At 72.4% G+C, this 19,955-nt stretch carries 21 protein-coding genes; 13 read left to right on the top strand and 8 right to left on the bottom strand.

Annotated elements, in window-relative coordinates; genetic code table 11:
- Positions 1–62: 62 nt before the first annotated feature.
- Complete coding sequence (locus tag ACIO1C_RS13760; protein ID WP_401862387.1) at positions 63–509, top strand: Lrp/AsnC family transcriptional regulator; 447 nt, start codon at positions 63–65, stop codon at positions 507–509.
- Here ACIO1C_RS13760 and ACIO1C_RS13755 read toward each other — a convergent pair.
- Both ACIO1C_RS13755 and ACIO1C_RS13750 read right to left on the bottom strand, forming a co-directional pair.
- Positions 499–3,513, bottom strand: coding sequence for an AAA family ATPase (locus tag ACIO1C_RS13755; RefSeq protein WP_401862384.1), 3,015 nt, complete (start codon positions 3,511–3,513; stop codon positions 499–501). The two genes, ACIO1C_RS13760 and ACIO1C_RS13755, sit on opposite strands and share 11 nt — an antisense overlap.
- Positions 3,510–4,676: an exonuclease SbcCD subunit D gene (locus tag ACIO1C_RS13750; RefSeq protein WP_401862381.1), complete on the bottom strand. Its 1,167-nt coding sequence runs from the start codon at positions 4,674–4,676 to the stop codon at positions 3,510–3,512. The genes ACIO1C_RS13755 and ACIO1C_RS13750 overlap by 4 nt, the downstream gene beginning before the upstream one ends.
- Before the next feature lie 402 nt (positions 4,677–5,078).
- Here ACIO1C_RS13750 and ACIO1C_RS13745 point away from each other — a divergent pair, with 402 nt between their 5' ends.
- From ACIO1C_RS13745 to ACIO1C_RS13735, 3 genes are all read left to right on the top strand, one after another.
- A complete protein-coding gene (locus ACIO1C_RS13745) occupies positions 5,079–5,468 on the top strand; it encodes an anti-sigma factor antagonist (RefSeq protein ID WP_401862379.1) in 390 nt (129 codons plus the stop codon).
- A 61-nt stretch (positions 5,469–5,529) separates the two neighbouring features.
- Entirely contained in the window at positions 5,530–6,255 is a 726-nt protein-coding gene (locus tag ACIO1C_RS13740; RefSeq protein WP_401862376.1) for a GAF and ANTAR domain-containing protein, read from the top strand.
- Entirely contained in the window at positions 6,252–7,001 is a 750-nt protein-coding gene (locus ACIO1C_RS13735; protein ID WP_401862374.1) for a GAF domain-containing protein, read from the top strand. Before ACIO1C_RS13740 ends, ACIO1C_RS13735 begins: the two co-directional genes overlap by 4 nt.
- A gap of 64 nt (positions 7,002–7,065) precedes the next feature.
- On the opposite strand, the gene ACIO1C_RS13730 is transcribed toward ACIO1C_RS13735, so the two are convergent.
- Positions 7,066–7,692 (bottom strand): YigZ family protein, encoded by a 627-nt coding sequence (locus tag ACIO1C_RS13730; protein WP_401862371.1) that lies wholly within the window; start codon positions 7,690–7,692, stop codon positions 7,066–7,068.
- Positions 7,693–7,777: 85 nt separating this feature from the next.
- Here ACIO1C_RS13730 and ACIO1C_RS13725 point away from each other — a divergent pair, with 85 nt between their 5' ends.
- Positions 7,778–8,185 (top strand): CoA-binding protein, encoded by a 408-nt coding sequence (locus tag ACIO1C_RS13725; protein WP_401862369.1) that lies wholly within the window; start codon positions 7,778–7,780, stop codon positions 8,183–8,185.
- Between the two features lie 60 nt (positions 8,186–8,245).
- Here ACIO1C_RS13725 and ACIO1C_RS13720 read toward each other — a convergent pair whose 3' ends face one another.
- The gene (locus tag ACIO1C_RS13720; protein WP_401862367.1) at positions 8,246–8,800 is read right to left on the bottom strand and encodes a YbaK/EbsC family protein; all 555 of its coding nucleotides are present in this window, start codon (positions 8,798–8,800) and stop codon (positions 8,246–8,248) included.
- A gap of 66 nt (positions 8,801–8,866) precedes the next feature.
- Here ACIO1C_RS13720 and ACIO1C_RS13715 point away from each other — a divergent pair, with 66 nt between their 5' ends.
- Positions 8,867–9,736 carry an EamA family transporter gene (locus tag ACIO1C_RS13715; protein ID WP_401862364.1) on the top strand — a complete coding sequence of 290 codons (870 nt, stop codon included), beginning with the start codon at positions 8,867–8,869 and terminating at the stop codon, positions 9,734–9,736.
- 10 nt (positions 9,737–9,746) lie between these two features.
- Here the strand turns inward: ACIO1C_RS13715 and ACIO1C_RS13710 are convergent, their stop codons facing one another.
- Complete coding sequence (locus ACIO1C_RS13710) at positions 9,747–10,487, bottom strand: acyltransferase (RefSeq protein ID WP_401862361.1); 741 nt, start codon at positions 10,485–10,487, stop codon at positions 9,747–9,749.
- A gap of 262 nt (positions 10,488–10,749) precedes the next feature.
- On the opposite strand from ACIO1C_RS13710, the gene ACIO1C_RS13705 reads away from it, so the two are divergent.
- From ACIO1C_RS13705 to ACIO1C_RS13685, 5 genes are read left to right on the top strand one after another with little or no spacing between them, the layout of a single operon-like run.
- Positions 10,750–12,456 carry a sensor histidine kinase gene (locus ACIO1C_RS13705; protein ID WP_401862358.1) on the top strand — a complete coding sequence of 569 codons (1,707 nt, stop codon included), beginning with the start codon at positions 10,750–10,752 and terminating at the stop codon, positions 12,454–12,456.
- Positions 12,457–12,514: 58 nt separating this feature from the next.
- Complete coding sequence (locus ACIO1C_RS13700; RefSeq protein ID WP_401862356.1) at positions 12,515–12,934, top strand: roadblock/LC7 domain-containing protein; 420 nt, start codon at positions 12,515–12,517, stop codon at positions 12,932–12,934.
- Positions 12,931–13,290, top strand: coding sequence for a DUF742 domain-containing protein (locus ACIO1C_RS13695; protein WP_401862354.1), 360 nt, complete (start codon positions 12,931–12,933; stop codon positions 13,288–13,290). The genes ACIO1C_RS13700 and ACIO1C_RS13695 overlap by 4 nt, the downstream gene beginning before the upstream one ends.
- Positions 13,271–13,885 (top strand): GTP-binding protein, encoded by a 615-nt coding sequence (locus ACIO1C_RS13690; protein WP_401862351.1) that lies wholly within the window; start codon positions 13,271–13,273, stop codon positions 13,883–13,885. The genes ACIO1C_RS13695 and ACIO1C_RS13690 overlap by 20 nt, the downstream gene beginning before the upstream one ends.
- Positions 13,882–15,186 (top strand): cytochrome P450, encoded by a 1,305-nt coding sequence (locus tag ACIO1C_RS13685; protein ID WP_401862348.1) that lies wholly within the window; start codon positions 13,882–13,884, stop codon positions 15,184–15,186. The genes ACIO1C_RS13690 and ACIO1C_RS13685 overlap by 4 nt, the downstream gene beginning before the upstream one ends.
- Positions 15,187–15,348: 162 nt before the next feature.
- On the opposite strand, the gene ACIO1C_RS13680 is transcribed toward ACIO1C_RS13685, so the two are convergent.
- Positions 15,349–16,575, bottom strand: a complete 1,227-nt coding sequence (locus tag ACIO1C_RS13680) for a cytochrome P450 (protein ID WP_401862345.1) — start codon at positions 16,573–16,575, stop codon at positions 15,349–15,351.
- Between the two features lie 167 nt (positions 16,576–16,742).
- Here ACIO1C_RS13680 and ACIO1C_RS13675 point away from each other — a divergent pair, with 167 nt between their 5' ends.
- Complete coding sequence (locus tag ACIO1C_RS13675; RefSeq protein ID WP_401862343.1) at positions 16,743–17,285, top strand: gamma carbonic anhydrase family protein; 543 nt, start codon at positions 16,743–16,745, stop codon at positions 17,283–17,285.
- 173 nt (positions 17,286–17,458) lie between these two features.
- Here the strand turns inward: ACIO1C_RS13675 and ACIO1C_RS13670 are convergent, their stop codons facing one another.
- Both ACIO1C_RS13670 and ACIO1C_RS13665 read right to left on the bottom strand, forming a co-directional pair.
- A complete protein-coding gene (locus tag ACIO1C_RS13670; protein ID WP_401862340.1) occupies positions 17,459–18,127 on the bottom strand; it encodes a DedA family protein in 669 nt (222 codons plus the stop codon).
- Positions 18,128–18,201: 74 nt separating this feature from the next.
- A complete protein-coding gene (locus tag ACIO1C_RS13665; protein ID WP_401862337.1) occupies positions 18,202–18,654 on the bottom strand; it encodes a DUF4442 domain-containing protein in 453 nt (150 codons plus the stop codon).
- Positions 18,655–18,748: 94 nt separating this feature from the next.
- On the opposite strand from ACIO1C_RS13665, the gene ACIO1C_RS13660 reads away from it, so the two are divergent.
- Positions 18,749–19,918, top strand: a complete 1,170-nt coding sequence (locus tag ACIO1C_RS13660; protein ID WP_401862334.1) for a hypothetical protein — start codon at positions 18,749–18,751, stop codon at positions 19,916–19,918.
- Positions 19,919–19,955: the final 37 nt, after the last annotated feature.

Here is a 19,955-nt window from a genome sequence, read left to right as displayed (position 1 = left end):
TGAAGGAGCTATTCCCGGCACTCCGCTTGAATCGCCGGTGTTTCCTCTGCTATTCCTGGGCCATGACCGCGTATTCCCCGGACAGCACCGACTGGCGCATTCTGGACGTCCTCCAGCGCGACGGCAGGGCCAGTTTCGCCGAGCTGGCGCGCGAAGTGTCGATGTCCCCGAGCGCCGTGACCGAGCGCGTGCGGCGGCTGGAGGAGGCCGGGGTGATCGCGGGCTACACCGCGGTCGTCGACCGCGAGCGCCTCGGGCTGCCGATCCTCGCCTACGTACGGCTGCGCTACCCGAACGGCAACTACAAGCCGTTCCACGATCTATTGGAGCGGACCTCCGAGATGCTGGAGGCCCACCACGTGACCGGCGACGACTGCTTCGTCCTCAAGGTCGCCGCCCGCTCGATGTCCCATCTCGAAGAGATCACCGGCCGGATCGGCACCCTCGGCTCCGTGACGACCAGCGTCGTCTACTCCTCCCCGCTGCCACGCCGCGCCCTCAGTCGCTGACCGCCCCCGCGTCCGCGCCCCGCTGCCGGACCGCCGACCCGTCCCGCTCCTTGACGATCTCCAGTTGGGTGGGGATGCGGCGCCGCAGGTCGGCGACATGGCTGACGATCCCGACACTCCGGTCCCGCTCGCGCAGCGAGTCCAGCACGTCCAGGACCTCGTCCAGCGTCTGGTCGTCCAGGCTGCCGAAGCCCTCGTCGATGAAGAGCGTGTCCAGGCGTACGCCCCCGGCCTCGTCCGTCACCACGTCCGCGAGGCCGAGCGCGAGCGCCAGCGACGCGAAGAACGTCTCGCCGCCCGAGAGCGTCGCCGTGTCCCGCGCGCTGCCGGTCCACGCGTCCACGACCTGGAGCCCCAGGCCGGAGCGCCGCTGGCCGCCGGCCCTGGCGTCGGTGTGGACGAGCGCGTAGCGCCCGCCCGACATGCGCCGGAGCCGTACGGTGGCGGCCGCCGCGACCTGTTCGAGGCGGGCGGCCAGGACGTACGACTCCAGGCGCATCCTGCGCTCGTTGTCGGTCGAGGTGCCCGCCGTGAGCGCCGCGAGGCGGGCCACCCGGCCGTATTCCTCGCGCACCGGTCCCAGCCCCCGGACCTCGGTCTCGGCCTGCCGGGAGAGCCGGCCCAGTTCCGAGCGGCGGTCCCTGGCGGTCGTACGGACGGACGACGCGGCGCGCAGGGCCCGCTCGGCCGTGTCGTGCGCGGCCTGGGCCGCGTCCGCCCGGGCGGGCGGCCGGTCGGCGGCGGCCCGGGCGTCCGGTTCCGCGAGCCGGTCGGCGACCGCCGCCGCCTCGGCCTGCCAGGTGTCGATACGGCGCTGGAGCGCGCGCCGGTCCGTCTCGGAGAGGAGCGCGTTCGCGGCGGCGCGCGGGGTGTCGAAGCCGGCCCGGAACGCCGCGTCGGCCAGCCGGTCGTCGGCCTCCTTGAGCTGGAGCGCCGTGGTGTCGACCGCCCGGACGGCGGCGGCGGCCTCGGCGAGCCAGCGGGCCCGGCTCTCCAGTTGGGCCACGCGGTCGGCGACGCTGTCGGCGTCTCCCCGCGCCTTCCTCAACTGGCCTTCCAGCAGCAGCTGTTCGCTTTCGAGGGTCTCGCGTCGCGACGTACGGGCGGCGACCCTGCTCCCGGCCTCGTGCCGCGCGGCGAGCCGGCCGTCGTACTCGCGCCCGGCCCGGTCGAGCGCCTCGCGGGCCGCGTGGGTACTCGCGGCGACGCGGTGCGCGTCTGCGTGTTCGCGGTCCAACCGCCCCACCAACGAGGCGAGTTCGGCGACGGTGGCGGAGCCGGCCGCCTCGCGGGCCGCCGCGCGCTCCTCCCGCAGCTCCGCGTACCGCCGTTCGGCCACCGCCCGTTCGGCGTCCGCGCGGTCGTACAACTCCCGGCGCGCGTCCTCGTCGGCCGGGTCGACCTGGTCGTCGGAGGCCCGTGCCGGGGCAGGGTGCCCGGCGGAGCCGCAGACGGCGCACGGCTCACCGTCGACCAGCCGGGCGGCCAGCTCCGCCGCGATGCCCTCCAGGCGGCGCTCCCGGATCCGCAGCCATGCCTCGTGGGCCGTGTTGGCCTCCTCGCGGGCGGAGTTCAGCCGCCGTTCCGCCGTGTCGGCGGCCTCTTCGAGGGTGTCGCGCCGCCGGGCCGCGGTGAGCCGCCGCCGGGCCGGTTCGAGTTGGCCCGCGAGCTGTTCGGCGCGGGTGGCCGCTTCCTGGGCGGCCTCGATACGGTCCTGGAGGGTGCGGCGTGTGGTGTCCCAGCCGGCCAGCCAGCTCTCCGCGTCCCGGAGGATCTCGTCGTCGGTCCGTGCCTCGCGCTCCAGGACCGACCGCTCGGCGGTGATCTCCGCGCTGCGCCGCTCGGCCTGCCGGGCCGCGTCCAGGGCGCCCAGTTCCTGGCGCATGGACCGTTCCAGGGCGGCCAGTTGCTCGGCGCCGGCCTCGGTGAGGTCGTCGGGGAGGCGTTCGCGCGTACGGTCGTACGCGTGGGACGCGGCGCGGTGCGCGCGGTCGGCGTCCTCCCGCAGGGCGAGGGCCGGCGCGACCCGCTCCGCCTTGAGGCCGCGCTCCAGCAGGGTCCCGGCCTCGTCGCGCTCGGGGCGGCCGGCCTCCAGCGCCTCGGCGCGCCGCCGCGTCTCCGCGAACCGCTCCTGGAGGCGGGCCAGTTCACGCTCACCGTCCAGCGCGCGCCGGGCCGCGGCCTGCCGGCTCTCCGCCGCCGCGAGGGCCGACTCGGCGATGTCGGCGCGCTCGTGGGCGGTGGAGCGGGCCACGGCCGCCCATTCCAGTACGGCCGGGGCGAGTTCGGGGTCGCCCGGCTGGTGTCCTGGCAGCGGGGGCACTCCGCCGCCCGCCGCCTGGGCGATGCGCTGCGCGATCCCGGTCAACCGTTCGTCGCCCGCGCGCACATGCTGTTCGGCGGCGCGGCGCAGCTCGGCGAGGCGTTCCTCGACGGCGGCGAAGCGCCGCGTGTCGAAGAGCCTCCCGAGCAGTTTGCCGCGCGCTTCTGCGTCGGCCCGCAGGAAGCGCGCGAAGTCCCCCTGGGGCAGGAGCACGACCTGGCAGAACTGCTCCCGGCTCATGCCGAGCAGCTGGCTGATCTCCTCGCCGATCTCCTGGTGGGAGCGGCTCAGCGCGCGCCAGTCGCCGCTTTCAGGGTCGTACTCGCGCAGCCAGCTCTGCGCCTTCTCGGTGGTGAACCCGGCGCCCCGCTTCTTGGGGCGGAGCTGCGCGGGCTGCCGGGTGATCTCCAACCGCCTGCCGCCGACGGTCAGTTCGAGCAGGATCTCGGTGTGCGTCCCGGCCGCGGCGTGGTCGCTGCGCAGCGAGGCCCCCGGGCTCTGGCGGGCGCCCGGCACGGCGCCGTACAGCGCGTAGCAGACCGCGTCGAGCACGGACGTCTTGCCGGCGCCGGTGGGCCCGTGCAGCAGGAAGATGCCGGCGGTGGAGAGCGCGTCGAAGTCGACGGACTGGGTGCCGGCGAACGGGCCGAAGGCGGTGAGGGTGAGGCGGTGCAGTCTCATGGGGTCACCTCGCGGACGGTCGCGTCGACCCGTACGTCGTCGAAGGCGTCGCGCAGCACGGTACGTTCCCGCGCGTCGGCCCCGGAACCGCCGCGGACGTGCGCCACGAAGTCCTCCGCGATCTGCTGGTCGGTACGGCCCGCGAGGCGCCGCGCGTAGGAGGCGAGCGGGTCGTCGTCGGTGCGCTCGGGGTCGAAGACCAGGCTGAGCGTGTGCGGGAAGCGGGCGGTGAGCCGGGCCATGGGCTCGGACGGGCGCACCGCGTCGGTCAGGGTCGCCTCGACCCAGGCGTCCTCGTGGGGCGTGAGGGTCTCGTCCGTCAGCAGGTCGTCGAGCCGGCCGCGGATTCTGGCCAGGGCGCGCGGTACGGGGCAGTCGATCCGCTCCGCCTCGATCTCGCCGCCGGGGCCGAGGTCCACCAGCCACATGGTCTTGCGGTGGGTGGCCTCCGAGAAGGAGTACGCGAGCGGCGAACCCGCGTACCGTACGCGCTCGGTGAGGCGCTGGGAGCCGTGCAGGTGGCCGAGGGCGACGTAGTCGACGCCGTCGAAGACCCCGGCGGGCACGACCGCGACACCGCCGACGGTGATGTCGCGTTCGCTCTCGCTGGGCGCGCCTCCGGCGACGAAGGCGTGGGCGAGGACGACGGACCGGGTGCCGGCGGGGCGTGCGGCGAGGTCGGCCCGTACCCGCTCCATGGCGGCGGTGAGCACGGTCTCGTGGTCGGCCCTGGGTGCTTTGAACTCGTCCCGTACCAGGGCCGGTTCGAGGTAGGGCAGACCGTAGAAGGCGACGTCGCCGTGCGCGTCGGTGAGCACGACGGGCGTGGCGCAGCGGGCCGGGTCGGTCCGCAGGTGGATCCCCGCGCGCCCGAGGAGCCCCGCGCCGACGCCGAGCCGGCGGGCCGAGTCGTGGTTCCCGGAGATCATCACGGTCGGTACGTCCGCGTCGGCCAGCCGGTGCAGGGCCCGGTCGAAGAGGTCCACGGCGCCCAGCGGCGGCACCGCGCGGTCGTAGACGTCGCCCGCGACCACGACCGCGTCGACCGCGTGGGTCCGTACCGTTGTCACCAGATGGTCGAGGAACGCGGCCTGCGCGTCGAGCAGCCCCACGCGGTGGAACGACCGTCCCAGATGCCAGTCCGACGTATGGAGAATCCTCAAGAGACGACTCCGGCCCGCATGTTTCCCTTTCCCCCGCCTCTCGTGGCGCCCGGTCCCGCGCACACGGCCCCGGGCCACGCCGCCCATCACGGACCACGGACCACGCCCGCGCCGCCCGCAACCCCTTTCCCAGCGGCCCCAGTCTCCCACCGGAGGTCCGCCCGTCGGGTCACCCCCGGTCATCTGCGTGAACCCCGCCGGAAACAACAGACACAATCGGTGACACTTCCGACAAATTCCGCCACCACCAATCAATCTCCGATCGGATCAGCACCAAGATCGAGCAGCCGGTGGCGCATGGGCGCCGTGACGGGGCCCGGCGGCGGACGCCGCACTACGCTGGCCGCGCTGATGAACCGCGTCCCGGCCCCCGGCGACCAGACCCAGAGGAGTTGGCCACGGATGGGTTCCCTCACCGATCCCCCCGACGCGTGCCAGGTGGTCAGGGCGACGGGAGAACTCGACCTGACGACCGTCCCCCGGTTCGCCCACGAGCTGCGGACCGTACGGGACCGGCCGCGACCGCCCCGCCTGGTGGTGGACCTGACCGCGGTGTCCTTCATGGACGGCAGCGCCCTCGACCCGCTCTGCGCGGCCTGGGACGACTGCCGGTACCGCGGCGGCTGGGCCAGGGTCGTCTACACGCGCCGCAGCGTCGGGATCGTGTTCCGCGCGGCCCGGCTGGCCGAGTTGTTCCCCCAGTACCTGAGCGTCCTGGACGCCCGGCGCGGCCATGTCGCGGACGCCCCGCCGCCCCAGGGACAGCACGCGCCGTCCGGCGGCAGCGCGTAAAGTTCACCGGAGTCGGCGGGCGCCGCCCAGGACACCGGCCACAGCGATCAGGACGGACACCGTGATCAGCGACGGCATGGCCGAAGTCCTGCGCGCCCTGGGCCTCGGCGGGGACAAGGACCTGGCGGTCGTCTGCGTAGAGGCCCTCGGGGTCGACGGGGTGGCCGTGTCCCTCCTCCTGGACGACGGCCCGCTCGTCGAGCCGTTGTGGTGCTTCCCGGGAAGCAGCGAACGGTTCGAGGAGCTCCAGTTCACCTTGGGGGAAGGCCCGGGACCCGAGGCGGTCCGTACGGGCGTGGTCGTCCTGGAGCCCGATCTGGCGCGCGTACGACCCGAGCGGTGGCCGGCGCTGCTGCCCGCCGCGCTGGCGACCCCGGTGCGGGGGGTCTTCTGCTTTCCCCTGGGCATCGGCGCCATCCGTCTGGGTGTCATGACCATCGTGCGCCACGACAACCGGGGGTTGTCGCGCCGGCAGATCTCCGACGCGCTGGCGCTCACGGCGGCGCTGACCACGGTTTTCCTCGACGACCAGGGCACACGGGTCACGGGCGACCGGAGAACCGTGTCCCCGCCGTCCGAGGTGCACCGCGCGGTGGTCCACCAGGCGACCGGCATGATCAGTGTGCAGCTGGGGGTGGAGCTGGCGGAGGCTCTCGTACGGCTGCGCGCCTTCGCGTACGGCAGTGAGCGGACGCTGAGTGAGGTCGCGGCGGACGTGGTAGCCAGAAAGCTTCGATTCGAGGACCATAAGAACGGGCCGTATTCGCCCGACGGTGGAAAGAGATGATCGGCATGGCCCGCGAACAACGCCTGGCGGAGATCTTCGTGGAGGTCGCCGACTCCCTGATCGACGACTTCGACGTGATCGATCTGCTCCAGCGGCTCTCCACCCGCTGCATCGAACTGCTCGAAGTCGACGCGGCGGGCATCATGCTCGCGGACGAGCACGGCGAGTTGCAGATCATGGCGGCGTCGGACGAGCACGCCCGGCTCCTCGAACTGCTCGCCGTGCAGCACGACCAGGGCCCGTGCGTGGAGTGCTACGCCACGGGCGAGGCCAGCCCCAACATCGACCTGACGGACGACGTGGCCGCCGAGAAGTGGCCCCGCTTCACCGCGCAGGCGCGCGCGACCGGGTATGTGACCACCCACGCGCTGCCCCTGCGGCTGCGGGATCGCGTGGTCGGCGCGCTGAACCTCTTCCAGAACGAGCCGCACCCGCTCGGCGAGGGGGAACTGGCCCTGGCGCAGGCGCTGGCGGACGTGGCGACGATCGCCATCCTCCAGCAGCGCACGCTGGAGCAGTCGCACGTGGAGACGAGCCAGCTCCAGGCCGCGCTGACCAGCAGGGTGCTGATCGAGCAGGTGAAGGGGATCCTCGCCGAGCGCTGGGGAGCGTCCGTGGACGAGTCGTTCGAGGCGTTCCGCGCCTACGCCCGCTCGCACCGGCTGCGGCTGGCGGACTTCGCGGCGGAGATCATTACCGGCGGTTTCGACACGTCACTGATCCCGGCGCCGACGCCGAGCCTCTGAGCCGCCGGGGTCGGCGGAGTCACCGGCCCGGGTCACCAGGCCGGGTCACCCGGCCTGAGCGCCCTCATCCGTCCCCGTACGCCTCTCCGCCCAGTTCCAGCACCGCCGTCCCCGCCGTGGCATCCGCGAGCCAGGCCCGGAACATGTCGACCTCCCCGTCCGGCAGCCCGATTCCGATCGTCACCGCCTCCGCGTACCGCACCTCGCGGACCGCGCGCCCGGTGGCCCGCAGATCGTTCTCCAGCTTGCCCGCGCGCTGGTGGTCGACGGTGACGGTGGCGAGCCGGAAGCGCCGCCGGGTCCGGACGCCGACCACGTCCAGCGCCTCGCCGACGGCTCCCCCGTACGCCCTGATCAGCCCGCCCGCGCCCAGCTTGACCCCGCCGTAGTAGCGGGTGACGACCGCGACGACGTACCGCATCTCACGGCGCAGCAGCATGTCGAGCATCGGCACCCCGGCCGTCCCGCCCGGCTCCCCGTCGTCACTCGCCTTCTGTACGGAGGCGTCGGCGCCGATCACGTACGCGAAGCAGTGGTGACTGGCCGCCGGGTGCTCCTTGCGGATCCCCGCCACGAACTCCTGCGCCTCGCGCTCATCGGCGACGGGCGCGAGGGCGCACAGAAAACGAGACCGGTTGACCTCGGTCTCGTGCGCGCCCGCACGGGCGACGGTCCGGTACTGCTCCTGCATCACCCCACCCTATGCGGGGCCGCCGCCCCGCGGACCCGCCGGAATACGCGGGAATGACGGGGCCCGGCCGCCCGTTGTCCCGGACATGTACGCAGACGAGAAGACCATCCGCCGGATCCTCACCTCCACCGGTGACACCTGGGCGGTCGTGGGCCTGTCCAACAACACCTCGCGGGCGGCCTACGGGGTCGCGGCCGTGCTCCAGCGCTTCGGGAAGCGGGTGGTGCCCGTGCATCCGAAGGCCGAGTCGGTCCACGGCGAGCAGGGGTACGCCTCGCTGGCCGACATCCCCTTCCCCGTCGACGTGGTGGACGTCTTCGTGAACAGCGAGCAGGCCGGCGCGGTCGCGGACGACGCCGTGGCCATCGGCGCGAAGGCGGTCTGGTTCCAGCTCGGGGTGATCGACGAGCAGGCGTACGACCGGACCCGCGACGCCGGTCTGGCGATGGTGATGGACCGCTGTCCCGCCATCGAGATCCCGCTCCTCGGCTGAGCCTCCCGCCGTACCGACGGGCCGCCCGCGCAGGCCCCCGGCCTCAGCTGCCCCCTGACCTCAGATACCCAGTGCCTCCAGCACCACCGCGCCCGGCAGGTCCGCGAAGGCCTTGCCGGGCACGATCAGTTTTCCCCGGCGGCGGCCGCTCCCGATGAGAACCCACTCCGTGTCGAGCACGGCGGAGTCCACGAAGAGCGGCCAGTCGGCGGGCAGTCCGACGGGGGTGATGCCGCCGTACTCCATGCCCGTCTCGCCGACGGCGGTGTCCATCGGGGCGAACGACGCCTTGCGCGCGCCCAGTTGTTTCCGTACAACACCGTTGACGTCCACCCGTGTGCGGGACAGGACGACGCAGGCGGCGAGAGTCGACCCGCCCGCGCGTTTGCCCGCCACCACGACGCAGTTGGCGGACTGGTCCAGCAGCTCGGCGCCGTGGTGCTCGACGAAGGCGGCCGTGTCCGCGATCGCCGGATCGGTGTCCACGAACACCAACTGGTCGGCGGGGACGGCGCCTTGCCAGGCGCGTACGGCCCGGGCGACCGGTTCGGTGAGCAGGTCGAGGCAGTCCGGGGCGGGTCGGGCGTCGGTGAAGTTTCCGATGGGTGCGCGCATGGATGTCACGCTAACGCACGGTGGGAGCCCCCACCGTCCCTCATCGCACCGCACTGCGAGGCACGCATGACCGCTCTGTTCGCCCTGACCACCAGCGTGCTGTGGGGGTTCTCCGACTTCGGCGGCGGCATGCTCGCCCGGCGCGTCCCCGCGCTCACGGTGGTGGTGGTGTCCCAGACGATCGCGGTGGTGGTCCTCGGGGTGATCGTGCTCGCCACCGGCGCCTGGAGCGAGGCGGGACCGCTGCTCTGGTACGCGGTCGCGGCCGGCGTCGTCGGCCCTGTCGCGATGCTGAGCTTCTACCGGGCGCTCGCGCTCGGCCCGATGGGCGTCGTCTCCCCCCTCGTCTCGCTCGCCGTCGTCGTACCGATCGGTGTGGCGCTCGCCGTCGGTGAGCGGCCCGGCCCGCTCCAAGTCGCCGGGATCGCGGTGGCGTTCGCCGGGATCGTCCTCGCGGGCGGACCCGAGCTGCGCGGGGCGCCGGTGCGGCGGCGGACGCTGGCGCTCACCCTGCTCGCCGCGTTCGGATTCGGCGGGGTGCTCGCGCTGATCTCCGAGGCCTCGACCACCGTCACCGGGCTGTTCCTCGCCCTCTTCGTCCAGCGCGTGGCGAACATCGCCGTCGGCGGGACCGCGCTGTACGTCTCCGCGCGGCGGGGCACTCCCGCGCTGCCCGACGGCGGCGGCCTGCCCGTCCTCCGGGGCGCCCTGCCCGCACTGGCCTTCGTCGGACTCGCCGACGTCGCCGCCAACGGCACGTACTCCCTCGCCGCCCACTCCGGCCCCGTCACCGTGGCCGCGGTGCTGGCGTCGCTCTACCCCGTGATCACGGCGCTCGCGGCACGCGGGGTGCTCAAGGAGCGGCTGCACGGCCTCCAGACGGTCGGCGCGGGACTCGCCCTGGTGGGAACGGTGCTGCTCGCGGCGGGCGGCTGACCCGCGGACCTCAGGCCTCCGGGTCCCATTCCGCGAGAGCCAGCAGCTGTTCGGGGGTGATCCCCTCCGGGATCGGTACCGGCGCCGGGGTGCGCAGCGGCGGCTGCCAGCCCCGCTCCGGGTCCCAGCTCCGTACGATCCGGGCCGGGGCCCCGGCCACCACCGCGTGGTCCGGCACCTCGCCCCGTACCACCGCCCCCGCGGCCACGACCACGTTCCTGCCGAGCCGCGCGCCCGGCAGGATGACCGCCCCCGTACCGAGCCAGCAACCGGACCCGATCTCCACGGGCTCGACCCTCGGCCACTGCTTGCCGACGGGCGTCCTCGGATCGTCGTAGCTGTGGTTGGTCGACGTGATGTAGACGTACGGGCCGCAGTACGTGTCGGAGCCGATGGTCACCGTGGTGTCGGCGATGACATGGCTGCCCCGACCGAGCACCACCCCGTCGCCCAGGGTCAGGACTGTCGCGGGCCCGAGGTCCAGGCCGGGCATCATTCCGGCGGTCAGCGTGACCTGTTCGCCTATGACGCAGTGGTCGCCCAGCTCGATCCACGCCTCGCCGAACACCGTGCCCTGCGGGAACGCCAGCCGGGTGCCGGTGCCGATCCTGGCGAAGCGCAGCCGCCCCGGATGCTCGGCGGTGACGGCGCCGCTCTCCTGGATCCAGCGCCACCCGCGCTGGACGGCGCGCGACGCGAGAGCGCGGCGCCAGGCGGCCAGCGAGGAGAGGACGGTTCCGTTCTTCGGCACGCACACACCGTAGTGGGGCGCGGAGGGGACGGGCCGGGCGCGGACCTGTGATCTTCCCCCCAGGCCCCTGGGGGCCGACCCTTCCCCTGTCACGGCACTCCCTCCCATATCACGGCGCCCCGCCCCTTCGGGGCACTTCCGCACAAACTCCCCCGTAGGGCTGGCACCGGCCTTTCGCGGGCCTCGCGACGCGACGCCGTGGCTAGCATGAGCGCCACTCTCTGTCTCCCCCCACACACTCCAAGTACCGAGGGACCGCGGAATGTCAGTGCCTGTCACCCCCAGCCCGCACCGCATACGCCCCGCACGATCGCTGTCGTTGACCGTCCCGCTGGCCGTGCTGGTGGTCGCCGGCGCGGCCGCGGCCACGGTGGCCGCGGCGGCTCCAGGACCGGCCCGCGCCTGGGTGACGGCCACCGCCGCCGGGGCCTGGGGCTGCGTGGCGGTCACCGTCGTCGCCGCCGCCGTGCTGGTCCGCCAGGGCCGCCGCGGCGCGGTCACGGCGGACGGCGAGGTCAGGACCGCGCAGACCCAACTGGCCCAGCTCGGCGGGGAATCGGCCCATCTGCTGAACGTCTCCCTGCCCTCGGTGGTCAAGCGCCTGCGGGACGGCGCGAGCGCCGAGGCCGCGATCGCCGCCACCACCGCGCCGTCGGACCCCCAACTGCGCCGACTGCTGGACGTGTTCGCCGCCGAGGTCGCCGCGTCGGAACAGCGCGCGGCCGACTCGCGCGCGGAGTGCGCGAAGGCCGTCGAGCAGCTCGCCCGCGCCGCGGACGACCTGGACCTCCTGATGACCAGGACGATCCCCGCGGCGCTCGGCGGGCTGCGCTCCGGCGGCTCGGCGGACACCGTGCTCGGCGGTCTCGAACCCCCCACGGACTCACGGCTGCGGATCCTGGTCGACGCGATCGTCCGCGAGTTCGCCATCAGTGAGCGGCGGGGCGCGGCGGCCCAGGCGGCCAGCGCCAAGGCGCTGAGCCGGGTGCAGGCCAAGGCCGTGAGCATGCTGGCCGATCTGCGCGAGATGCAGGACAAGTACGGCGAAGAGGTGTTCGGCGACCTGCTGAGGCTCGACCACAACACCTCCCAACTCGGGCTGCTCACCGACCGGCTCGCCCTGCTGATGGGCGGCCGCGCCAGCCGCGCCTGGAACAAGCCGATCCCGATGGAGTCCATCCTGCGCGGCGCGGTGGGCCGTATCGCCGCCTATCAGCGGGTACGGCTGCACTGCTCCAGCTCCGCCGCGATCGCCGGGTTCGCCGCCGAGGGCGTGATGCACCTCCTGGCCGAACTGATGGACAACGCGGCGAACTTCTCCCCGCCCATCGACGAGGTCCACGTCTACGTCGAGGAGCGCACGGCGGGGATCGTGGTGACCATCGAGGACAGCGGCCTGAAGATGGCCGACGCGGCGATGCGCCGGGCCGAGGAGTCCGTGTCGGGCCGGATGAACGACCTGGCGGCGCTCCAGGGGACCCGGCTCGGGCTCGCGGTCGTGGGGCGGCTGGCCGCCAAGTACCACCTGAGCGTCAACTACCGTCCTTCCTCACGCGGCGGTACGGGCGTGGTTGTCCTGTTCCCGCCGCAACTGCTCGCCCAGCAGCGGGCGGTGCTCCCGGAGCAGGCGGTACGGGCGGAGCGGGGCGCGTTCCCGGAGCAGACCGTACGACCGGAGCAGACCGTACGACCCGGGCTCGCCGACACCCCGGCGCCCGGGTCCGCCACGGCCGCCGCCCCGCACCCGCCCCTGCCCGCCCCCGCCCCGCCGGGGGACGGCCCCCGGGTGGCGACGCCCAACGGGCTGCCGGTACGGCCGCCGGGCCGCACGATGGCCGCCGCCGACCGGGGCCGCCCGGAGCCCGGACCGGAAAGCGACGCGCCCCGCACGGGCCGCGACGCGGGCTCCCAGTTCGGCGCGTTCCACCGCGCCCGTCACGGCCACCGCCCGCCGGACGACACGCCCTAGCAACCGCCCCCACGCACAAGCCCCCCAAGTCCCCCACCCGGAACGCGAGATCAGGATCATGCAGACCACTGACAACAGTCTGACCTGGCTCCTGGAGAGCCTGCTGGAACGCACCCCCGGCACCCGCCACGCCCTGGTCCTCTCCCGCGACGGACTCAAGCTCTGCTGGAGCCGGTTCCTCACCGTCGACCAGGCCGACCAGCTCGCCGCGATCTGCTCCGGCATCCAGGCGCTCGCCCAGGGCGCCTCGGTGGAGTTCGGCAACGGCAGCGGAGGCGTACGGCACTCGATGACCGAGTTCCACGGCGGGCTGCTGTTCATCGTGGAGGCCGGTGAGGGCGCCCACCTGGCGGTGGTCGCCGAGGACGGCGCCGACCCCGGTGTGGTGGGCCACCGGATGACCGAGCTGGTCGAGCAGATCGGTGAGCACCTGCGTGCCGAGCCGCGCACACTCGACCGGGAGAGTTCCCCGTCATGATCCGCAAGCCCGTCGACACCGGGGACCCCCACCGGCTGTACACCGTCACCGGTGGCCGCAGCCGGGTCGACGACGACACGTTCGACCTGGTCACCCTGATCGTCGCCGAGTGCGAACCAGCCCCCGGCATGCAGTCGGAACACGCCAGGATCCTCGGTCTGTGCCGTCATCCCACCGCGGTCGTGGAGATCTCCGCCGAGGTGAGGCTGCCCGTGACGGTGGTACGGATCCTGCTCGGCGATCTCCTCGCGACGGGCCGTATCACCGCCCGCCGCCCCCGCGCCGGGCGGTCGGTCACCTCACCGCCCGACTCCGCCTTTCTCAAGGAGGTGCTCCATGGACTCCATGCTCTCTGAACTGCCGGGCCGTACACCCCTGGCCGAAGGGGCGGAGACCGGTCTCAAGATCGTGGTCGTGGGCGGGTTCGGGGTCGGCAAGACCACGCTCGTGCGGTCGGTCAGCGAGATCCGTCCGCTCAACACCGAGGAGGTCATGACCCAGGCGGGTGTCGGTGTGGACGACCCGGCCGGGCTGACCACCAAGACGACCACCACCGTGGCCTTCGACTTCGGCCGGATCAGTCTCAACGACCGCATGGTGCTGTACCTGTTCGGGGCGCCGGGCCAGGAGCGGTTCTGGTTCCTCTGGGACCGGCTGTTCTCCGGCACCCTGGGCGCGGTGGTCCTGGTCGACACCCGGCGCATGAGCGAGTCGTGGTACGCCATCGACCGGCTCGAACACCACAAGACCCCGTTCGTGGTCGCGGTCAACCGGTTCGACGACGACGTCTCCGCGTTCTCCCTGGACGAGATCCGGCAGGCTCTGTCGCTGGCGGAGCACGTGCCGCTGATCGACTGCGACGCGCGGGTGCGCTCCTCCGGCAAGAACGTCCTGATCACCCTCGTGGACCACCTCTACGAACTGGCCATGGCCCGGGAGTTGACCCCATGACCGAACCCGCGACCGAACAACCGGTGCCCGAAGCCGGGCCCGCCGAGTCCCCCGGCCCCGGCGCCGCGCCTCCGCCGGGCTGTCCCGCGCACCCGGGCGCGGTGCGGTTGAGCGGTCTGGAGTACCAGCAGACCCCGTCCGAGCTGTACCGCGCCCTGCGCCGCGAGCACGGCACGATCGCGCCCGTCCTCCTCGACGGCGACATCCCCGCCTGGCTGGTGCTCGGTTACTCCGAGGTCTCGTACGTCACCGGCCACGACGAACTGTTCGCCCGCGACTCGCGCCGCTGGAACCAGTGGGACGCGATCCCCGCCGACTGGCCGCTGATGCCGTACGTCGGCCACCAGCCGTCGGTGCTCTTCACGGAGGGTACGGAGCACCAGCGCAGGGCCGGTGTGATCACCGAGGCGCTGGAGGCGATCGACCAGTTCGAACTCGCCCATCTGTGCCGGGAGATCGCCGAGGCGCTCATCGACGGGTTCGCCGGCGGCGGCCAGGCCGAGCTGATGACGTCGTACGCGCACGCGCTGCCGATGCGTGCCGTGGTCCGGCTGTGCGGGATGCCGGGCGGCGGCAGTGGCGACACCGACGATCTCGTACGGGATCTGCGGGTCTCCCTGGACGCGGCCGAGGACGACGACCCGGTGGCCGCGTACCTGCGGGTGCAGGCGCGGATCGAGCGGCTGGTCAAGGACAAGCGGAACAGCCCCGGTTCGGACATCACGTCCCGGATGCTGACCCACCCGGCGGGCCTCTCCGACGCCGAGATCGTCCAGGACCTGATCACGGTCATCGCCGCCGCGCAGCAGCCGACGGCCAACTGGATCTGCAACACCCTGCGTCTGCTGCTGACCGACGACCGGTTCGCGCTGAACGTGTCGGGCGGCCGGATCGGGGTGGGGCAGGCGCTGAACGAGGTCCTCTGGCTGGACACCCCGACGCAGAACTTCATCGGCCGATGGGCCGTGCGCGACACCCAGTTGGGCGGCCGGCGGATCAGGGCGGGCGACTGTCTGGTCCTGGGGCTGGCGGCGGCCAACACGGATCCGCTGATCTGGCCGGGCGGCGCGGTCGGCGCGGAGAATTCCGCCCACCTGTCGTTCAGCAACGGCGAGCACCGCTGCCCCTATCCGGCGCCGCTGCTGGCCGATGTCATCGCCAGGACCGCGATCGAGACGCTGCTGGAGCGGCTGCCCGACGTGGTGCTGTCGGTGGAACCGCACGAGCTGCGCTGGCGGCCCTCGATCTGGATGCGCGGTCTGATGTCGCTGCCGGTACGGTTCACCCCCGCGACGCGCTGAGACCGGCGGCCCGACCGCGCAGGGGGACAGGGCCGGGGCATCAGACCCCGTACACCCGGCCCGGGACGGCGGATCCCGGGCCGGTCGTACGGTCGGAGGCCACGCGGCGACCGTCCGGTGTCACGCGGCGACCGTCCGGTGTCACGCGAGGGCCGTCCGGTGTCACGCGGGGGCGGGGGTGAACACCACCGGCAGGGACCGGGGTCCCCGGGTGAACACGCCCTGCTCCACCGGGTCGAAGCCGTCGGCGAGACGGACGTCCGGCATGGCGTCCAGCAGTTGGCCGACCCCGGCCTCGATCTCCGCCTTGGCCAGCAGGGCGCCGACGCAGAAGTGCCTACCGAGCGCGAACGCCAGGTGGTCGGCGGCGGCGGAGAACGCGGTGGTCGTGGTCAGGTCGTCCCGGAAGATGTCGAAGGTGTCGGGCTCCGCGTAGCGGGAGCTGTCCCGGTTGGCCGCGCCGATCAGGCAGGTGACCGTGGCGCCCGACGGTATCGTGCCGCCGCTCACCTCGACGTCCACGGCGGTCTGCCGCATGATCATGTGGACCGGCGGGGTGAACCGGAGCGTCTCGGCGAAGGCCCGGGGGATCAGGCTCCTGTCCTCCCGCACGGCCGCGAGCTGTTCGGGGTGGAGCAGCAGGTTCGCGAAGAGCGAGGCGATCGCCTTGTCGGTGGTCTCGCCGCCGGCGGCGAGCAGCAGGCTGCAGAAGGACTTGATGTCCTCGTCGCTCATCCGTACGCCGTCGACCTCGGCCGCGCAGAGGGTGGAGAGGAGGTCGTCACCCAGGTTCTCCCGCCGGGCGTGGATGATCGGGATCATGTACTCGGCGAACTCGACCCGGGTCCGCTCCCCGTCCGCCATGACCTGCGGGTCGCCGGAGAGGTTGCCGAGGAAGGCGATGACGGCGGTGTACCAGGTGTGGAAACGTGCGTGGTCGGACTTGTCCAGGCCCAGCATGTCCACGATGACGTTGACGGGGAAGCGGGTGGCGAAGGCCTCGACCAGGTCGACGGTACCGGTGTGCCGGAAGGTGTCGATCAGCTCGCGGGCGTTGCGGTCGATGACCGGCAGGAACTTCCGCTGGAGGTCGCCGCCGCGGAAGGCGGGTGCGACGAGCGCCCGGCGTACGGCGTGCTCCCGCCCGCTGAGCTGGAGGATCGTCTTCCCGTGCACGGGCGCGATCTGCCAGTCGTAGTTCTCGGTGGTGAACACCGACTCACGGTCCTTGAAGGCCCGTTCCACGTCGTCGTACCGCGAGATGATCCAGCTGCGGGTGGCCTCGTGCCAGATGAGGGGCGCGTGCTCGCGCATGGCGCGGTAGGCCGGGTAGGGATCGGCGGCGAACTCGGCGGAGAGAATGTCGGGGATCTGCTGTGCGGTGGCCATGGAGCTCCCTCGGATCGACCCACACGATCGGAACATCCCTGCCCGCCCAGTTTATTGATGAGCCGTCAGAAGAGACACCCCGAGTGCGGAGCGACCTGGTGCCGGAGGGCCGGCGAGGGTCGCCTACGGTTCGTATGAATACCGGAGGAGAGACGGGGAGAGACGGCATGACGCACAGGGCACTGATCGCGGGGCTGGCCGGCAAGGACCCCCGGATCGACCCGGACGCCTTCCTCGCGCCGACCTGCGTGGTGGTGGGCGAGGTGACCGTGGCGGCGGGTGCCAGCGTCTGGTACCACACGGTGCTGCGGGCCGACTGCGGCCCGATCCTGCTCGGCGCGGACTGCAACATCCAGGACAACTGCACCCTGCACTCGGACCCGGGGTCGCCGCTGTCCGTCGGCGCGCGGGTGTCGGTGGGCCACAACGCGGTGCTGCACGGGTGTGTCGTCGAGGACGACGTACTGATCGGCATGGGCGCGACGGTGCTGAACGGCGCGCACATCGGCGCGGGCTCCCTGGTCGCGGCGCAGGCGCTCGTACCCCAGGGAATGCGCGTCCCGCCGGGCTCGATGGTCGCGGGGGTACCGGCGAAGGTGCGCCGACAGCTGACGGAGGAGGAAAAGGAGGGCATCAAGCTGAACGCGGCGGTCTACTCGGACCTGTCAAAAACCCACCGGGAGGCACTTTCAAGCCCGTCCGGCGATTGAGGACAACAGTGACCGCTCAGGTCACGGCCCGCACAGCCCCACCAGGGCACTTTCAAGCCCGTCCGGCGATTGAGGACAACGGTGACCGCAACGGTCACGTCCCGCACATGCCCACCGGGCACATCCAGCCCGTCCGGCGATTGAGGACACCCCGTCCCGGCGGACGGCCCCGCCTACTCCCCGGCCCGCACGGCCTCCGGCGCACCCGACTCCACCCCAGCCGCGCCAGACGCGGCAGCCGCGGACTTCTTCGCCCGATTCCGCAACACCAGCATCGACCCCACCCCGATCAACACCGCCAGCGCCAATCCCACCCAGGAGAACCGCTTGAGCCACGGCTCGGCCACCACACCCACCGTGTAGATGACCGCCGTCGTCCCCCCGGCCCACACGATCCCGCCGAAGACATTCGCGATCAAGAACTTCCAGTACGGCATGTGCAGCACCCCCGCCAGCGGCCCCGCGAAGATCCGCAGCAGCGCCACAAAACGGCCGAAGAAGACCGCCCACATGCCCCACTTCTCGAAGGACCGTTCCGCCATGGAGATCTGGGCCTCGCCGAAGTGCTTGGGGAACTTGCCGCCCAGCCAGGCGAGCAGCGGCCTGCCGCCCCTGCGCCCGATGGCGTAACCGATCGAGTCCCCGATGATCGCGCCGGCGCAGGCGCACGCACCGAGGATGTACGGGTTGATGTCACCGTGCTGGGACGCCAGCAGCGCCGCACTGACGAGGACGATCTCACCGGGCAGCGGGATGCCGAGGCTTTCGAGCCCGATCACCAGCCCCACCAGGAGATAGATACTGACCGCAGGCACGGTCTCGAGCCACTCCTGGACGTGCAACGCCGGTTCCTCCCGTATACCCGTAAACCTGCTGCGGCTGTACGGCGGGAAGCCTACCTGGTGACCGGGGACAGTCAGGCGTTCGGACGCAGCGTCCAGACGACGGTCATCTCGGCGGTCACCGCCCCGTCCGCGCGGGTGAGGTCGACGGTGACGGAAAACTCGGGGCGCTCCCCCGCGTCCAGCTGGGCGACGACGTCCGCCACCGGGCGCCCGAGCGACGCGGTCGCCGTGACGACCCCCATGGCGAGCTTCCGGTAGCTGATCGCCGCGTTCACGGCGAGCGGTACGGCGCGGTGGAGCTGGTCGCCGAACGCGGCGATCACGATCGCGCCGCTGGCGGACTCGGCCAGTGTGAACATCGCTCCGGCGTGCGGGCCGCCGACGTGGTTGTGATACTCGGGGCGGTCGGGCAGCCGGACCACGGCCCGCTCGGGAGTGGTCTCGACGAACTCCAGCTCCAGGGTCCTGGCCATGGGCACGGTGGCGGTGAGCAGTTCACCGACGGACATCTGATCAGCGCTCATACGACGATATGTTACTCATGAGTAGTACGGCTTGGCCATACCCTGACGGGGCAGCCGTGGCAGCCGGGGTACGGCCCCTCTATCGTTACTCGCCATGTGGCCAGGACAGCAGCCGCCCGGGGGCGAGCAGAACCCGCAGGACCAGAATCCCAACCCGTACCAGCAGCCGGGGTACCAGCAACCGGGATACCAGCAAGCAGGTCAACCGGGACAACCGGGATACGCACAGCCGAATCCGTATCAGCAGCCCGGCTACCAGCAGCAGCCCGGCTATCCGCCTCCACCCGGACACCCCCAGCAGCCCGGGTATCCGCAGCAGCCCGGCCAGCCGGCCGCCCCGAACCCGTACCAGCAGCCGACCGTGCCGCAGTACGCGGTGCCGGGGCAGCCGGGGCCGGGGCCGGAGCAGGCGGGACCGGGGCAGGCGGGACCGGGCGGCCCCGGTCCGTCGGGCGGCCGGAACAAGACGACGGTGGTCGCGATCCTCGCGGCCCTGGCCGTGGTCGTGGCGGCGGGCGTCACCGGATTCCTCGTGCTCGGCGGGAAGGACGACAGCGCCAAGGACACCAGGGCCGACGACAAGAAGCCCTCGGTGTCCGCGAAGCCGAGCACGTCCGGCCCCGCGGCCAATCCCCGCGACGGGGCCGCCGCGGCCAAGCCGCAGATCGCGGGCTGGAAGGTCGTCAGCAACCCCAAGTACGGGACCCAGTTCGACGTTCCGGCGGACTGGGAGGTGGAGAAGCCCACCATCGCCACGTTCTTCGAGGACGAGAAGAAGGGGGACGGCTCGCCCATCTTCTCCTTCTCCGCCCCCGCCTTCTACAAGTCCAAGTGGTGCTCGCAGGACACCGACAAGGACGGCGAGACCGAGGACAGCAGCCTGGTCGGGACGGGCACCAAGGGCGCGAGGGGCGCGAAGGACACGCCGTCTTCGGCGGAGATCCAGGCGAGTAACCTGGTCTGGGCCGCCTACGCCCAGAAGGAGCCGGAGGCGAAGCTCAAGACCATCCTGAAGACCAGCAAGGGCGCGCCGTTCACCACCACGTCCGGGCTGGAGGGCAGTTACTCGATCTCGACCACCACGGGCGTCACCAAGAAGGCCAAGTGCGAGACCGACGGCAAGGCGATCGCCTTCTCGTTCGTCAACTCCCAGGGTGAGTACGCGAGCTGGGTGGCGTTCGCCGCCAAGGGGGTGGCGGACGAGGTGCCGGACGAGACCCTGAAGAAGATCATGGGCACGGTACGGCTGGCGGGCACCTCCTGACCGGACAGCGGAAGCGCGGGGCGGCCGGATAGTCGGT

The organism is Streptomyces sp. NPDC087420 (assembly GCF_044744165.1).
In the GTDB taxonomy this organism is placed as follows: Bacteria; Actinomycetota; Actinomycetes; order Streptomycetales; family Streptomycetaceae; genus Streptomyces.
This window is presented reverse-complemented; position numbering and strand designations above follow the sequence as displayed.

Excerpts from the sequence above, each read along its gene's own strand:
- ACIO1C_RS13695 (WP_401862354.1), top strand. The coding sequence starts at position 12,931 with ATGATCCGCAAGCCCGTCGACACCGGGGACCCCCACCGGCTGTACACC.
- ACIO1C_RS13760 (WP_401862387.1), top strand. The coding sequence starts at position 63 with ATGACCGCGTATTCCCCGGACAGCACCGACTGGCGCATTCTGGACGTC.
- ACIO1C_RS13725 (WP_401862369.1), top strand. The coding sequence starts at position 7,778 with ATGTACGCAGACGAGAAGACCATCCGCCGGATCCTCACCTCCACCGGT.
- ACIO1C_RS13730 (WP_401862371.1), bottom strand. The coding sequence starts at position 7,692 with ATGCAGGAGCAGTACCGGACCGTCGCCCGTGCGGGCGCGCACGAGACC.
- ACIO1C_RS13685 (WP_401862348.1), top strand. The coding sequence starts at position 13,882 with ATGACCGAACCCGCGACCGAACAACCGGTGCCCGAAGCCGGGCCCGCC.
- ACIO1C_RS13755 (WP_401862384.1), bottom strand. The coding sequence starts at position 3,513 with ATGAGACTGCACCGCCTCACCCTCACCGCCTTCGGCCCGTTCGCCGGC.
- ACIO1C_RS13675 (WP_401862343.1), top strand. The coding sequence starts at position 16,743 with ATGACGCACAGGGCACTGATCGCGGGGCTGGCCGGCAAGGACCCCCGG.
- ACIO1C_RS13715 (WP_401862364.1), top strand. The coding sequence starts at position 8,867 with ATGACCGCTCTGTTCGCCCTGACCACCAGCGTGCTGTGGGGGTTCTCC.
- ACIO1C_RS13735 (WP_401862374.1), top strand. The coding sequence starts at position 6,252 with ATGATCGGCATGGCCCGCGAACAACGCCTGGCGGAGATCTTCGTGGAG.
- ACIO1C_RS13705 (WP_401862358.1), top strand. The coding sequence starts at position 10,750 with ATGTCAGTGCCTGTCACCCCCAGCCCGCACCGCATACGCCCCGCACGA.
- ACIO1C_RS13720 (WP_401862367.1), bottom strand. The coding sequence starts at position 8,800 with ATGCGCGCACCCATCGGAAACTTCACCGACGCCCGACCCGCCCCGGAC.
- ACIO1C_RS13680 (WP_401862345.1), bottom strand. The coding sequence starts at position 16,575 with ATGGCCACCGCACAGCAGATCCCCGACATTCTCTCCGCCGAGTTCGCC.
- ACIO1C_RS13665 (WP_401862337.1), bottom strand. The coding sequence starts at position 18,654 with ATGAGCGCTGATCAGATGTCCGTCGGTGAACTGCTCACCGCCACCGTG.
- ACIO1C_RS13660 (WP_401862334.1), top strand. The coding sequence starts at position 18,749 with ATGTGGCCAGGACAGCAGCCGCCCGGGGGCGAGCAGAACCCGCAGGAC.
- ACIO1C_RS13745 (WP_401862379.1), top strand. The coding sequence starts at position 5,079 with ATGGGTTCCCTCACCGATCCCCCCGACGCGTGCCAGGTGGTCAGGGCG.
- ACIO1C_RS13690 (WP_401862351.1), top strand. The coding sequence starts at position 13,271 with ATGGACTCCATGCTCTCTGAACTGCCGGGCCGTACACCCCTGGCCGAA.
- ACIO1C_RS13700 (WP_401862356.1), top strand. The coding sequence starts at position 12,515 with ATGCAGACCACTGACAACAGTCTGACCTGGCTCCTGGAGAGCCTGCTG.